This window comes from Sphingomonas sanguinis NBRC 13937 (genome assembly GCF_001591005.1).
Classification (GTDB): Bacteria; Pseudomonadota; Alphaproteobacteria; order Sphingomonadales; family Sphingomonadaceae; genus Sphingomonas; species Sphingomonas sanguinis.
In genome coordinates this window covers 26,981-41,320 of record NZ_BCTY01000001.1, presented here as the reverse complement: position 1 = coordinate 41,320, position 14,340 = coordinate 26,981, and the positions used below count along the sequence as shown (strand labels likewise).

Sequence of the window (14,340 nt, the reverse complement as noted above, 5' to 3'; positions counted from 1 at the left end):
CGGTTAGGCCAAAGTGAGGCACGGCTCAACCATCTTCGCGTTCAACGCTGTTTGACGTGTTAAACAAATCGGCTATGGAACCGGTCAACGCATACGTATTCGCGTGCGCTGGATAGGGCCGGGCGATCATGACCCGGGCGGCTTGGGGAATGAGGAAACTCTTATGAACGAACGGATTCCTGAGATCGGTTTGCAGGCGCAGGGCATCGAGACCCGGGCGACGTTGCACTGGAACCTGGTCACCGCACGACTGATCGAAACCGCCGTGGCGCGCGGCGAGGGCAAGCTGTCGGCGGACGGCCCGCTCGTCGTAGAGACCGGCGAGCATACCGGCCGGTCGGCGCAGGATAAGTTCATGGTCCGCGACGACGAGACCCGCGATACCGTCTGGTGGGGCAAGACCAACAAGCCGATGAGCCCGGACGATTTCGCCGTGCTGAAGGCCGATTTCTTCGCGGCGCTCGGCCAGAAGGAAGACCTGTTCGTCCAGGACCTCTATGGTGGCTCGCAGCCGGAACACCGCGTCCGCGTCCGCGTCGTGACCGAGCTGGCCTGGCATAATCTGTTCATCCGCACGATGCTGGTCCGCCCCGAAGAGCATGAGCTGCGCAAGTTCGTCGCGGACTACACCATCATCGACCTCCCCAGCTTCCGTGCCGACCCGGCGCGTCACGGCTGCCGGTCTTCGACGGTCATCGCGGTCAACATGACCGAGAAGCTGATCCTGATCGGCGGGACGCGCTATGCGGGTGAGATGAAGAAGTCAGTCTTCGGCCTGCTCAACTATCTGCTGCCGACGACCGGCGTGATGCCGATGCACTGTTCGGCCAATATGGGCGCGGACGGATCGACGGCCGTATTCTTCGGCCTGTCTGGCACCGGCAAGACGACCCTGTCGGCCGACGCCAGCCGCACGCTGATCGGCGACGACGAGCATGGCTGGTCGGACACGGCGGTCTTCAACTTTGAGGGAGGTTGCTATGCCAAGATGATCCGCCTGTCGCCCGAGGCGGAACCGGAAATCTTCGCGACGACCAAGCGTTTCGGCACGGTGCTGGAAAACGTCGTCATGGACCCGGTCACGCGCCAGCTGGACCTGAACGACAACAGCTTGGCCGAGAACAGCCGGGGTGCCTATCCGATCGACTTCATCCCCAATGCGTCGAAGGACAATATGGGGGGTGTGCCGCGCAACATCGTGATGCTGACGGCGGACGCGTACGGCATCCTGCCGCCGATCGCCAAGCTGACGCCCGAACAGGCGATGTACCATTTCCTCTCGGGCTATACCGCACGGGTTGCTGGCACCGAGATCGGCGTGACCGAGCCGGATGCGACCTTCTCGACCTGTTTCGGCGCGCCGTTCATGCCGCGTCATCCCTCGGTTTATGGCAACCTGCTGAAGGAGCGGATCGCCAAGGGAGGCGTCGATTGCTGGCTGGTCAACACCGGCTGGACCGGCGGCAAGTATGGCGTCGGCCATCGTATGCCGATCAAGGCGACACGCGCGCTGCTCAACGCCGCGCTCGACGGCAGCCTGAACCAGGCCGAGTTCCGTACCGATCCGAATTTCGGCTTCCAGGTGCCGGTGGCGGTTCCAGGCGTCGATCCCGCGATCCTGAACCCGCGCGACACCTGGGCGGACAAGGCCGCCTATGATGCAACGGCCGCCAAGCTGGTCGATCTGTTCAACGAAAACTTCCAGCAGTTCGCCGAGCATGTCGACGAAGGCGTCCGCGCGGCGGCGCCCAAGGTGGCGGTCACGGCCTAAACCTGGTCAGGGGAAAGCGTTCTAGGGAGGGCGCTTTCCCTTGGCCTTGCATCAGTCTCCATTCCCGATCGGCTCGACCAGCAATATCCCGCTGTCGACATGTGCGACCCGCAACCGCGTGCCGATGTTTGCGTCCGGCCCGCGTACTGGCCATTCACCATCACCCAGCCGGGCCCGGCCCTCGCCGCCAATGATCGGCGTGGTGACGGTGACGATCTGCCCGCGCAGCCGAAGGGTGGGCGCGTTCAGCACCGGCGCATCGCTCTCGACCGGAAAATCCCGATACCAGCGCCGCCCGATCATCACACAGGCGACGCTCCACACCGCGAACTCGGCGAGCTGCAGCCCGACCGGCAATTCCGGGATGGCCCAGGCGGTCAGGGCGGTCACACCCGCTGCAATCGCCAGGAAAATCAGAAAGACGCCAGGCACCAGCAGCTCCGCGATGCCGAGCGCCAGCCCCGCCGCGAGCCACAACGCGGCGGGATCGATATCCGCGATCGTCACGAAGAGGACTGGTCGAACGGCCCCGGCTTGGTCGTGACGCGCGGGGCAGGGGCGTCGGACTTGGTGGTGCCCAGCGCTTCCTTGGCCAATTCACCGATACCGCCCAGCGTGCCGATCAACTGGGTCGCCTCGACCGGAAACAGGATCGTCTTGGCGTTGGGGCTGGTCGCGAATTTGCCGACCGCTTCGACATATTTCTGCGCGATGAAATAGTTGATTGCCTGGGTGCCGCCCGACTCGATCGCCTCGGACACGACCCGCGTCGCCTTGGCCTCCGCCTCGGCCGCGCGTTCGCGGGCCTCCGAGTCGCGATAGGCCGACTCGCGGCGGCCTTCGGCCTCCAGAATACGCGCCTGCTTCTGCCCTTCGGCGCGCAGGATTTCAGAGGCGCGCGAGCCCTCCGCTTCGAGGATGTTGGCGCGCTTCTCGCGCTCTGCCTTCATCTGGCGGGCCATGGCGTTGACGATGTCGACCGGCGGGCGGATGTCCTTGATCTCGACGCGGGTGATCTTCACGCCCCAAGGCGTTGTCGCATGGTCGACCACGTTGAGCAGACGCGCATTGATCTCGTCGCGCTTGGACAGGGTCTCGTCCAGATCCATCGAACCCATGACGGTTCGCAAATTGGTCGTCACCAGGTTTAGCAGCGCGACATAGAGGTCCGACACCTCATAGGCCGCCTTGGGCGCGTCCAGCACCTGAAAGAAGACGACTCCGTCGGTCGAGATCATCGCATTGTCTTTTGTGATGATCTCCTGCCCCGGAATGTCGATGACCTGCTCCATCATGTTCACCTTCCGGCCGACACGATAGAAAAAGGCGGGGTAGAAATTGAAACCGGGGATGGCCGTGCCGGTGTAGCGGCCGAAATGTTCGATCGTATATTGATAGCCCTGGCGGACGATCTTGATCGACATCATCAGATACATCAGCACCAGCAGGACGGCGAGTGCGGCGATGATCAGGCCCATGGACGGCTCCCCCTTTTATCGGTCTGATGCGGGTTCTAGCATGGCGGTGCAGCAAGGGCCTAGCGGGAACGGCTTGCTTTGGTTACATGGCCCGCCACTTGTTCCCTCCGCAGGATTTGGCAGCCCCATGGATATCCGCCTCGGCCTCACCTTCGACGACGTGCTCCTCGTGCCCCAGGAGTCCGACGTTCTGCCGAGCACCGCAGACACGCGCACGCAACTGACCCGTTCGATCGCGCTCAACATCCCCGTCCTTTCGGCGGCGATGGATACCGTGACCGAGGCCGACATGGCGATCGTCATGGCGCAGCTGGGCGGCATGGGCGTGCTCCACCGCAACCTGACCGTCGAGCAGCAGGTGGCCGCCGTCCGCCAGGTCAAGCGGTTCGAGAGCGGCATGGTCGTCAACCCGATCACCATCTCGCCGACCGCGACCCTGGCCGAGGCGCAGGCGCTGATGGCGCGGCACCGGATCAGCGGCATCCCTGTTGTCGAGTTCGATGGCCGTCTGGTCGGCATCCTGACCAACCGCGACGTCCGCTTCGCCGAGAACCCGCAGCAGCCCGTCTCCGAGCTGATGACGCACGAGAATCTCGCGACCGTGAAGGTCGGCGTCGGCCAGGACGAGGCGCGCCGCCTTCTTCACGCGCGCCGGATCGAAAAGCTGCTGGTCGTCGATGAAAGCTATCGCTGCGTCGGGCTGATCACGGTCAAGGATATCGAAAAGGCGGTGACCTATCCGTCGGCCACCAAGGACGCGGCCGGTCGCCTGCGCGTCGCCGCCGCGTCGACGGTGGGCGAGAAGGGGTTCGAGCGGACCCGCGCGCTGATCGAGGCCGAGGTCGACTGCGTCATCATCGACACCGCCCACGGCCATAACCGCGACGTAGCCCGCGCCGTGGAAGCCGCCAAGAAGCTGTCCGACACGGTTCAGGTGATCGCGGGCAATGTCGCGACCGCCGCCGCGACCCGTGCGCTGATCGAAGCCGGCGCGGATGCGGTCAAGGTCGGCATCGGGCCGGGCTCGATCTGCACCACCCGCGTCGTCGCGGGCGTCGGCGTGCCGCAGCTGACCGCCGTGATGGACTGCGCCGAGGAAGGCTGGAAGTCGGGCGTGCCGGTGATCGCCGATGGCGGCCTGCGCACCTCGGGCGACCTTGCCAAGGCGCTGGCGGCGGGCGCGGGTGCCTGCATGGTCGGCTCGCTGCTGGCTGGCACCGAAGAGGCACCGGGCGAAACCTTCCTGTACCAGGGCCGCGCCTATAAATCCTATCGCGGCATGGGATCGGTCGGGGCCATGGGTCGCGGTTCGGCGGACCGCTATTTCCAAGGCGATATCAAAGACCAGATGAAGCTGGTCCCCGAAGGCATCGAGGGCCAGGTCGCCTATAAGGGCCCGGCGCGCGACGTCATCCACCAGCTGGTTGGCGGTATCAAGGCGGCGATGGGCTATACCGGCTCGGCGACGCTGGAGGCCCTGCGCGAGCGGGCACAGTTCGTCCAGATCACGGGTGCGGGCCTGAAGGAAAGCCACGTCCATGACGTGACGATCACGCGGGAAGCTCCCAATTACCCGACCCGCTAAGTCCATGGACGCCCGCGCATGACCCCCGGAGCCCGCACCCAGGCGGCGATCGAGTTGCTGGACGAGATCGTCGCCGCGGCCGCCAGTGGCGGTGCGGCGGCGGACACGCTGATCGCGCGTTACTTCGCCACGCGCCGTTACGCTGGTTCGAAAGACCGACGCGCGGTGCGCGAGCTGGTCTATGCTGCCATCCGCCAGGCTGGGGCTGTGCCAGTATCGGGCCGCGCCGCCATGGTGGCGGTGGCCGATCATGATCCGGCGGTGGCGGCGACGTTCGACGGTATAGGCCATGGCCCCACGCCGATCACACCCGACGAACCCCGCGCCCAGGGCGGGGTCGCGCCCGCCTGGCTGGTCGAGGCGCTGACCGCTTCCGGGCTGGACGAAGGCCAGCAGGCCGCGTTGGTGGACCGGGCTCCGCTTGATCTCCGGGTCAACAGCCTTGCCACCACGCGCGACGCCGTGCTGGTCGAATGGCCCGAGGGGGCTGCCACGCCGCTGGCCCCGCTCGGCATCCGCTTGCCCAACGGCACGGCGGTCGAACAATCGGAGGTCTACCGCGCAGGGCTGGTCGAGGTACAGGACGAGGGTAGCCAGCTGGTCGGGGCAACGCTGAACGCGAAGCCCGGTGAATGGATCGTCGACCTGTGTGCGGGAGCGGGGGGCAAGACGCTCCAGCTGGCCGCCGCCATGGCCAATCAGGGCGCGCTGCTCGCCTGTGACATCGACCGGGCACGTCTCCAGAAACTGCCGCCACGCGCCGAGCGGGCCGGGGCGAGCATTATCGAAAGCCGACTGCTCAATCCGGGCCATGAGGCCGAGATGCTGGCCGACTGGGCGGGCAAGGCGGATGGCGTGCTGATCGATGCCCCCTGTTCGGGCACCGGGACCTGGCGGCGCAACCCGGAAGCGCGCTGGCGGCTGACACCTGAGCGGCTGGCGCGGCTGGGTGGGATGCAGGCGCAGGTGCTGGAAATCGGCGCAGGGCTGGTCAAGCCGGGCGGTCGCATGATCTATATCGTCTGTTCGCTACTCGATGCCGAGGGCACGGATCAGGTTGCGGCCTTCCTGGCCGGGCATGGTGGCTGGTCGGTCGAGGCGATCCAGCCCGCCATCGGGACGCCGCACGGTCTTGGCCATCGGCTCGATCCGGGCACCCATGGCACCGACGGCTTTTTTGTCGCCTGCCTCCGGGCGCCATGCTAGCATCAGGCCCAGTGCCACGTCCGGAGTTCCTCATGCGTTTGTCGTCCCTGGCCGCCGCCGCCGCGTTGGCGGTGGTCTCGCTTTCCACCTCGCTCAGCGGCCAGCGCCCCGACAGCCAGATCGACGCCCGCTCCATGCAGTTGCTGGAACAGGGGCGAAGCCTGAAGGCGGCGGGCAATCTGGAAGGGGCGACGGACATGCTGGAGACGGCGGTGACCGTCGATCCGCGCAACCGGGCCGCGTTCGTGCTGCTCGCCGAAGTCGCCGATGCGCGCGGCCTGCCGGGCAAGGCGATCCGGTTGTACCGCGAGGCCTTGCTGCTCGACCCGAACGACACGCGCGCGTTGCGCGGGCAGGGCGAGGCGCTGGTTCAGCGTGGTGCGGTGGCGCGTGCGAAGGATAACCTCGCGAAGATCAAGACGCTCTGCAAGGCCGACTGCGCCGACGCGACCGCGCTCGCCGCGCAGATCGCCAAGGGCCCGCCCGCAACCGTGACGACCGCTCAGGTCGACAGGAAGACCCCGCCGACGCCGTAAGAGCTCTAATCCTCCCCGGTACGGGGAGGGGAACTATGCGCAGCATGGTGGAGGGAGATATCGTCAAACGGCGTGCTTGGCGGAAAGCCTCCTCCGTCAGGCTTCCGGCCTGCCACCTCCCCGAAACGGGGAGGATTAATCACCCCAAGGCGCGGGCGAGGGCGACGAACTCCGCCACCGACAGCGTTTCGGCTCGGCGCGCGGGGTCGATGCCGATCGACTCCATCGCTTCGTTCGCGCCCGCGACCGGCTTCAAACTCTGGCGTAGCATCTTGCGGCGCTGTCCGAAGGCTGAGGCCGTCAGGCGCTCCAGCGTGCGGAAGCTGACCCCTTCGGGCGCTTCCTTCGGCGTGATGTGCACGACCGCCGACATGACCTTGGGTGGCGGGGTGAAGGCCGAGCGGTGGACCGGCATCGCGATCCGCGAATCGCTGCGCCACTGGGTCAGCACGGCCAGCCGACCATAGGCCGACTGGTCCGGGGCAGCGACGATCCGCTCCGCTACTTCCTTCTGGAACATCAGCGTGCACGACTGCCACCAGGGCAACCACGCACCCGACAGCCAGCCGACGAGCAGCGGCGTGCCGACATTATAGGGCAGGTTGGAGACGATATGCGGCTTGCTGTCGAACAGCTCGGGCGCGTTGATGCGCAGGGCGTCACCCTCGATCACCTTAAGCCGATCCGGAAAAGCCTCGGACAGTTCGGCCAGCGCCGGGATACAGCGGCGGTCTCGCTCGATCGCCGTGACCTTTGCGCCTGCCATCAGCAGGGCGCGGGTCAGACCACCGGGGCCAGGGCCGATCTCGAGTACTTGCCTGTCGGTCAGATCGCCGGGAATGGCGGCGATCCGGGCGAGCAACTGGCCGTCGAACAGGAAATTCTGGCCGAGCGACTTGGCGGCGGACAGACCATGGCGCGCGATGACCTCGCGCAAAGGCGGCAGGGGCGTAACGGGGTCCATATCAGGCGGCGGCTGCGGCCCGACGACGCGCGGCGTCGCCCGCCATCGCGATGGCGGCGATCATGGCCCCGGGATGCGCGACGTTCTGGCCCGCAATACCAAAGGCGGTGCCGTGATCGGGCGAGGTCCGCACGATCGGCAGGCCCAGCGTGATGTTCACGCCCTCGTCGAAATGCAGCGTCTTGATCGGCACCAGTGCCTGGTCGTGATAGCAGCACAGCGCCGCATCATAGGCCGCGCGGGCGCGCGGGTGAAACAGCGTGTCGGCCGCGAACGGCCCGGTCGCGTCGATGCCCTCGGCGCGCAACTGCGCGATGGCGGGTTCGATCAGGTCGATTTCCTCGCGCCCGATGGCGCCGCTTTCGCCCGCATGGGGATTGAGCCCGGCAAAGGCGAGGCGCGGCGCGGTGATGCCGAAATTCTTGCAAAGTCCCCGTGCGGTCGCGCGGCCCTTCGCGACGATCAGGTCGACCGACAGTAGGCCGGAGACGTCCGCCAACGGCACATGGGTGGTGATCGGCACGACCCGCAAGCTAGGGCCCGCCAGCATCATGACCGCATTGGCCCCGGAAACGCCGCAGCGTTCGGCAACGAACTCGGTCTGCCCCGGATGGTTGAAGCCGATATCGTACAGCTGGGCCTTGCTGACCGGTCCGGTGACGAGCGCGCTGGCAGCCTCCGACCGGACCAACCCGACCGCGAGTTCCAGCGAATGCAGGGCGCAACGCGCACCCTCGACATCCGGCTGCCCGGGACGAATTTCGCCCGCGTCGTCGACCGACAGGATCGGCAGCGCCGCTTCAAAGGCCGCGACGGCCGCCGCCATGTCCGACACCCGGACGATCGGGCCGTTCCACACCCGCTCGACCGCCCGCGCGTCGCCGACCGCCACGAAGGGAAGCAGATCGGCATCGCGACGCGCAGCCCATGCCTTGGCAATGATCTCCGGCCCGATTCCGGCCGGGTCGCCCATCGAAATCGCCAGTGGCCGGATCATGGCTTTACCCCCATCAGCGATATTCGATCACCGCGTCGCGGCGAAGGTCGCGCATCTTCTGGTTCGCGCGCAGATTGACCCGCTGCTGCTCCAGCTGGTTCTGGAGCTGGTCATTGGTCGGCAACTGGCCCGAGCGCGGTTCCTCGCGGTCGCACAGGACGAGCGAGCGGACACCCTGTTCGGGCGAACCGAAGGGCGGCGTTGCCTGGCCGATCTGCAGCTTCAACAGGATTTCCTGCAATGGCGCAGGCAGCTGGCGGATGGTGACCTGGTCATTGTCGACCACTTCGGCGTTGAGCGTGGTGGCAACGCGCTGCACGTCGCCGCAGCCACGGATCGCCTGGGTCGCCTTGGCGAATTCGGCTGCACGGGCGCTGGCCTGCGCCTGGGTCGTACCCGCCGGGAACTTCACCGTCAGCTGCTTGAGCGACAGGCGCGAATCGCGCGGATCGGCGGTCAGCACCTGACGCTTGTCGGTCAGGTACAGGATCGAGAAGCCGCCCGGGATCTGGATCGGTCCGGCGACCTGGCCGACCTGCATCTGCTGCACCGCCGACTGGAGCTCCGGCGGCAACTGCGCCGAGCGGACCCAGCCAAGATCGCCGTTGACCGCGCGGGTCGAGGCTTCGGAAAAGCTGCGTGCGAAATACTCGAAGGGCTGCTGGCCCTTCTGGATCTCGCCGATGATCTGGCGGGCGTTGCTGAACACCTGCTGTTGGGTTGCTTCGTTTGCCGAAAGGAAGATTTCCTTGAGGTTATATTCCTCGGTCCCCTTGGCCGCTTCCAGGCGGGCGCGGATCGCGTTCACTTCGTCGTCACCGACATTGACGGTCGGCTCGACCTTGCGACGCAGATAGCGGCTCCAGGCCAGCTCGCCCTCGATCTGGCGGCGCATCGACTTGTCGGACGAACCGACCTGTCGCAGGAAGGCGCTCATCTCGCTGGGCGACTTGCCGAACTGCTTGGAAAAGCGGGCAAAGGCCTGGTTGATCTCATCGGCGCCGACGGTGATGTCGGCGGTCTTCGCCTCCTGGATCTGCAGCGTCTCGTCGATCAACTGACGCAGGATCTGCATGCGCAGCCGGTCGCGGTCCTCCGGCGACAGGTTGGTCGCGTTGTTCAGCGCCATGGCCAACGCCATGCGCTGGTCGATATCGGTCTGGGTCAGCACCGTGTCGTTGACGATCGCGGTCGGCTTGCGGACATTGGGGTCCAGCTTGCCGAACAACTGCATGTTGGACGGAATGTTCAGGCCGCCCGTATCGGGCACGGTCTGGTCGGGCACGGTCTGCGCCAGCGCGCCCGTCGCCACCGCGACCAGCATCAACGTTGCGCCCGCGCGGAAGCGGCGGCCCTTGGTACGAATGTCGTGCTTCACCGTGTCTGTGATCCCCATCGCGCCTGACGAAGGCGCGTAACCGTCGCGATATGGTTCGCCAATGCTGAATATCGGCTTAGCGGCCGAGATTGGTGAATGCCAGCGTCAACAGGAAGCTGTTACCCGCCCGCGCGTCGCCGGTGTTCACATAATCGCGTCGCCAAGTGAAGCCGAGCCGCAGACAGTCGTCCTCATACTGCACACCCAGCCGGTGGCGAATCGGATCGAAGCCGTTGGACAGCGACAGCGCATCCTCCGACCGGTCGGTCAGATCGATGACGGTCGATCCGAATGCCGACCAGAAGCGGGCGAACTGCACGCGTCCCGCCAGCCGCACTTCCTCGCGGTCCTGCAAATCCTCGATCGAGGTGAAGATGTTCCGCTTCAGCCGAAGATAGCCGACCTGCGCATAGGTGGTGCGCGAGCCTACCGTCGCGTCGATCTCGTTCCGGCGGACGGTAAAGCTGTCCTTGTCGAGGCGGAAGCGATGGGTCAGCGAGACGAAATCACGGAACCGGATGTCGGTACGCCCGACGATATCCGACCAGCGATCGGACAGGCCGGTCCCCGGATAGAGGATCGTCGGCCGGTCGTTCAGGCGGAAGCTCTGCCCGACGATCGTGTCGAAGGTGAAGCCGGGCAGGGTCAGCGCCCATTGCGCGCCATAGGTGATGCGCGTCGAATCCTCGAACCGGTCGTAACCGGGGAAGCGGTTCAGCGCGAAGAGGTTGGAATCCTCCAGATCGACCGACCGCGCATCCTCGTTGGGGATTTCGATATTGCGGATCTTGGGGCTGGCCACGATCTGCACGCGCGGAGTGAAGCGCTGGCTGCCGCCCCATAGCTCGCCGACGAACGGCCATTTCACATCGACGGCCAGCGCGCCGATACCACGGGCCTGGAAACCCTCCAGCCCCTGATAGACCAGCGGCGTAGTCGCGATGTTGTTGGCGTTATAAGCGTCGGCGCGACCATAGGCGGTGAAGGTCACCTCCTGACCCCAGTCGGTCAGGCGGCGCAGGTCCCAGCGCATGCTGGCAAAGGCGCGCTGCGTATCCTGTCCGGCGGTCCGGCTGATCGCCAGCGTATTGAGCTGCATCTCGAACTTGCCGCCCAGCCAGGGGTCGTTGAACCGGCGGCGATAGTCGAGCTCGGGCAATGCGATCGGCTGCTGCCCCTGCGGATCGTTGACGCGCAGCGTTTCCACATACCAGCCGGTCAGCGCGAAATAGCTGTCGGCGTCGATATGCTCCAGGCTGGCGGTGGTGCGCAGCCGGTCGTCGCGGGAAATGTCATAGCGGCGCAGGAAGGTGCGGTCGGTGGTGATCCGCATCGAGCCCGACAGGCTCCATTCCGGCGAGAATTGATAGCGGCCGACGGCATCCAGATAACCACGGAACGCCTGGCTGGTGTCGGTCGGATTGAGCGTGTTCAGGTCGTCGCTGCGACGGCTGGCGGTGCCATAGCCGGTGATGCGGAAGGCACCCTTGGTGGTCAGCGCCTCATACTGCGCCTCCAACATCGGCAGCACGGCGGTGAAGATGTGCGGCGTGACGGTCAGCCCCTTATTGGGGGCGAGCTTCCAATAATAGGGTGCGGCGAGTTCGACACCGTTCACGCGGTCCAGCCGAATGTCGGGGGTCAGAAAACCGCTGTCGCCGCCGGAGCCGACCGGCGCGGACAGCCGGGGAAGCGGGATGGTCGGCAGGCCGAACAGGTTGAGCTTGGCACCGTTGAAATAGACGCGCTCGCGATCAGGGCGATAGGTGACGCGGACCGCGGTGATTTTCCACGACGGCTCCTTGGGACAGCCTTCGGAGGTCTCCACCGCGCAAGGGGTGTAGGCAGCACGCTCGAGGTTGACCGTGCCGTCCTGCTGGCGGGTGCCGCGTACGGCGGCCAGGCGACCGCCCTGTTCCAGCACGACCAGCATATTGTCGACCACGCCGTCCTTTAGCGAATCGGTCAGCTCGATCTGGTCGCCATAGGCGATATCGCCCTGGGGATTGGTGACCGCGATGTTGCCCGTCGCCAGGACCTTGCCCGTCTTGCGGTTCCAGGTGACCTTGTCGGCACGCAGTCGTTCGCCCTGGCGGAGCATCCGCACTTCGCCGGTTGCCGTGACGATATCGGCGTTGATGTCATACTCCAGCTGCTCGGCGCTGAAACGAACCTGATCGGGATTGTAGGGCGCAGGCCCTTCGCTGGGTGGCGGCGCGACGGCGCGATCCTGAAGGTCCTGGGCGGCCGATGGCGCGGCCATCAGAAGGGCAAAGGGCAGGGCGCTGCCGGTCAGAAGCGTCATTCTGCGCACGATGATATCTGGTCCGTCCTTGCCGACACGATGATAAGCCTCCCCCGGCCGGGCGACGCCGCTGAACGCCCGCCTATCGCATCACCGGCGGCTTGCTGCAATCGCGCGCTTGCCTCGAGCGGCACAAGGCCTAGATGGTAGCATCCGATATCAGTTGATCAGAGGTTCTTCATGCAGATCGCGTTCAATGCCTCCGTCGAGTCCGACGACGTTGTCGTCATTCCGCTGGGCAAGGATCAGACGGACTTCGCTCGAGCGGGCGGGGACGGCATGGTCGCGATGGGCCAGGCGGCGATCGCGGCCGCGCGCTTCAAGGGCGAGGCGGGCTCCGTGGTCGAGTTCTTCGCCCCCTTCGACGGTAGCATTCGTCGCATCATCTTGCTGGGCATCGGTTCGGGCACCGATGCGGATTGGCGCAAGGCGGGCGGCGCGCTGACCGCCAAGCTGCTGACCACCGCATCCTCGGCGTCGCTGATCCTGACCGGGCTGGGTACCAAGCCGTCCGCGACTGCAGTCGCCGAATTCGCCGGGGCTGCGGTGCAACGCGGCTGGCGGCACGACGTCTATCGCACCAAGCTGCCCGAAAGCGCCAAGCCGACCCTGACGCGTATCGCGATCGTCGACGCGGACACCGATGCCGAGGCGGCCTATGCCCGCATCCATGCGGTGAACGGCGGGCTGGAGTTGACCCGTACGCTCGTCTCGGAGCCGCCGAACAAGCTCTATCCCGAGACCTTTGTCGAGCGCGTGCTGGCCGATGTCGAGGGGCTCGGCCTGGAGGTCACCGTGCTCGACGAGGCGCAGATGCGCGACTTGGGCATGGGGGCTCTGCTGGGCGTCAGCCAGGGCTCGGTGCGCGAAGGACGTCTGCTCGTCCTGAAGTGGAATGGCGGCGCGGCCGATGCCGAGACGCTGGCGCTGGTCGGCAAGGGCGTGACCTTCGACACCGGCGGGATTTCGATCAAGCCAGCCGCTGGCATGGAAGACATGAAGTGGGACATGGGCGGCGCGGGTGCCGTCGCGGGTGCCATGAAGGCGATCGCCGCGCGCAAGGCCAAGGCCAATGTCGTCGGCGTCATGGGCCTGGTCGAGAACATGCCCGACGGCAATGCGCAGCGTCCCGGCGACGTCGTGACGTCGATGTCGGGCCAGACGATCGAGGTCATCAACACCGACGCCGAAGGCCGCCTGGTCCTGTGCGACGCGCTGACCTGGGTCCAGAAGACGCATTTGCCCTCGACCATCGTCGATCTCGCGACGCTGACCGGCGCGATGATCATCAGCCTGGGCAACGAGCATGGCGGCCTGTTCGCCAATGACGATTCGCTGGCCGACGCGCTGTTGGCGGCGGGCAAGGAAACGGGCGAGAAGCTGTGGCGCTTCCCGCTCAGCGATGCCTATGACAAGCTGATCGACAGCCAGATCGCCGACATGAAGAATGTCGGTCCGCGCGGCGGCGGCTCGATCACGGCGGCGCAGTTCCTGAAGCGCTACATCCATGAGGGTGTCGCCTGGGCGCATCTGGATATCGCGGGCATGGTCTGGTCGGACAAGCCCGGCATCAACCACGACAAGGGCGCGACCGGTTACGGCGTGCGCCTGCTCGACCGGTTCGTCGCCGAGCGGTTCGAGGCGTAATCGAAGCAGGGAGCGGCGCGTGCAGGTCGATTTCTATCATCTGACGATGGCGCCGCTCGACCGGCTGCTGCCCGTCATCGCCGATCGGGTGATGGCGGGCGGTGGTCGCCTGTTGATCGTAAGCGGCGATGCCGAACAGCGCGCCGCGCTCGACCGGCAATTGTGGATGATCCCCCCTGACGGGTTCCTGCCCCATGCCCAGGCGGGGGAAGCGGACGATGCCGCCCAGCCGATCCTGATCGCATCCGAGGTGCAGCCGACCAATGGCGCGCGCCATGTCGCACTGGCAGACGGCGTGTGGCGCGACGAGGCGCTCGACTTCGATCGCACGTTTCACTTCTTCGACCGCGACCGTATCGCCGAGGCGCGCGCAGCCTGGCGCGCGTTGGCCGACCGCGAAGGGGTGGAACGGCGTTACTGGAAGCAGAACGACCAAGGTCGCTGGGAACAGGCGGCATAGCGATCGCCCTGGC

The 14,340-nt window shown here is 66.2% G+C and carries 12 protein-coding genes; 6 read left to right on the top strand and 6 right to left on the bottom strand.

Annotated features, from left to right (window positions below):
- The first annotated feature begins 163 nt into the window (after positions 1-163).
- Positions 164-1,771 (top strand): phosphoenolpyruvate carboxykinase, encoded by a 1,608-nt coding sequence (locus SSA01S_RS00195; protein ID WP_061778668.1) that lies wholly within the window; start codon positions 164-166, stop codon positions 1,769-1,771.
- Positions 1,772-1,822: 51 nt separating this feature from the next.
- On the opposite strand, the gene SSA01S_RS00190 is transcribed toward SSA01S_RS00195, so the two are convergent.
- Both SSA01S_RS00190 and SSA01S_RS00185 read right to left on the bottom strand, forming a co-directional pair.
- Positions 1,823-2,278 (bottom strand): NfeD family protein, encoded by a 456-nt coding sequence (locus SSA01S_RS00190; protein ID WP_061778667.1) that lies wholly within the window; start codon positions 2,276-2,278, stop codon positions 1,823-1,825.
- Positions 2,275-3,249: an SPFH domain-containing protein gene (locus SSA01S_RS00185; RefSeq protein WP_061778666.1), complete on the bottom strand. Its 975-nt coding sequence runs from the start codon at positions 3,247-3,249 to the stop codon at positions 2,275-2,277. Before SSA01S_RS00185 ends, SSA01S_RS00190 begins: the two co-directional genes overlap by 4 nt.
- Positions 3,250-3,376: 127 nt before the next feature.
- Here SSA01S_RS00185 and guaB point away from each other — a divergent pair, with 127 nt between their 5' ends.
- The 3 genes from guaB to SSA01S_RS00170 are packed head-to-tail and all read left to right on the top strand — an operon-like array spanning position 3,377 to position 6,576.
- On the top strand, positions 3,377-4,834 hold the full coding sequence (gene guaB, locus SSA01S_RS00180; protein WP_058716891.1) for an IMP dehydrogenase: 1,458 nt from the start codon (positions 3,377-3,379) through the stop codon (positions 4,832-4,834).
- Between the two features lie 18 nt (positions 4,835-4,852).
- Entirely contained in the window at positions 4,853-6,040 is a 1,188-nt protein-coding gene (locus SSA01S_RS00175) for an RsmB/NOP family class I SAM-dependent RNA methyltransferase (RefSeq protein WP_061778665.1), read from the top strand.
- A 32-nt stretch (positions 6,041-6,072) separates the two neighbouring features.
- The gene (locus SSA01S_RS00170) at positions 6,073-6,576 is read left to right on the top strand and encodes a tetratricopeptide repeat protein (protein ID WP_061778664.1); all 504 of its coding nucleotides are present in this window, start codon (positions 6,073-6,075) and stop codon (positions 6,574-6,576) included.
- A 139-nt stretch (positions 6,577-6,715) separates the two neighbouring features.
- Here the strand turns inward: SSA01S_RS00170 and rsmA are convergent, their stop codons facing one another.
- Genes rsmA through SSA01S_RS00150 form a run of 4 tightly spaced genes read right to left on the bottom strand, consistent with a single transcriptional unit; the run spans position 6,716 to position 12,220 of the window.
- Positions 6,716-7,540: a 16S rRNA (adenine(1518)-N(6)/adenine(1519)-N(6))-dimethyltransferase RsmA gene (gene rsmA, locus SSA01S_RS00165; RefSeq protein ID WP_061778663.1), complete on the bottom strand. Its 825-nt coding sequence runs from the start codon at positions 7,538-7,540 to the stop codon at positions 6,716-6,718.
- Between the two features lies 1 nt (position 7,541).
- Positions 7,542-8,537: a 4-hydroxythreonine-4-phosphate dehydrogenase PdxA gene (gene pdxA / locus SSA01S_RS00160; protein WP_082794843.1), complete on the bottom strand. Its 996-nt coding sequence runs from the start codon at positions 8,535-8,537 to the stop codon at positions 7,542-7,544.
- Positions 8,538-8,550: 13 nt separating this feature from the next.
- The gene (locus tag SSA01S_RS00155; protein ID WP_061778662.1) at positions 8,551-9,933 is read right to left on the bottom strand and encodes a peptidylprolyl isomerase; all 1,383 of its coding nucleotides are present in this window, start codon (positions 9,931-9,933) and stop codon (positions 8,551-8,553) included.
- A gap of 58 nt (positions 9,934-9,991) precedes the next feature.
- Positions 9,992-12,220, bottom strand: a complete 2,229-nt coding sequence (locus SSA01S_RS00150; RefSeq protein ID WP_170171688.1) for an LPS-assembly protein LptD — start codon at positions 12,218-12,220, stop codon at positions 9,992-9,994.
- Positions 12,221-12,400: 180 nt separating this feature from the next.
- On the opposite strand from SSA01S_RS00150, the gene SSA01S_RS00145 reads away from it, so the two are divergent.
- Positions 12,401-13,867 carry a leucyl aminopeptidase gene (locus SSA01S_RS00145; RefSeq protein ID WP_061778660.1) on the top strand — a complete coding sequence of 489 codons (1,467 nt, stop codon included), beginning with the start codon at positions 12,401-12,403 and terminating at the stop codon, positions 13,865-13,867.
- A 19-nt stretch (positions 13,868-13,886) separates the two neighbouring features.
- On the top strand, positions 13,887-14,327 hold the full coding sequence (locus tag SSA01S_RS00140; RefSeq protein ID WP_061778659.1) for a DNA polymerase III subunit chi: 441 nt from the start codon (positions 13,887-13,889) through the stop codon (positions 14,325-14,327).
- Positions 14,328-14,340 lie beyond the last annotated feature (13 nt).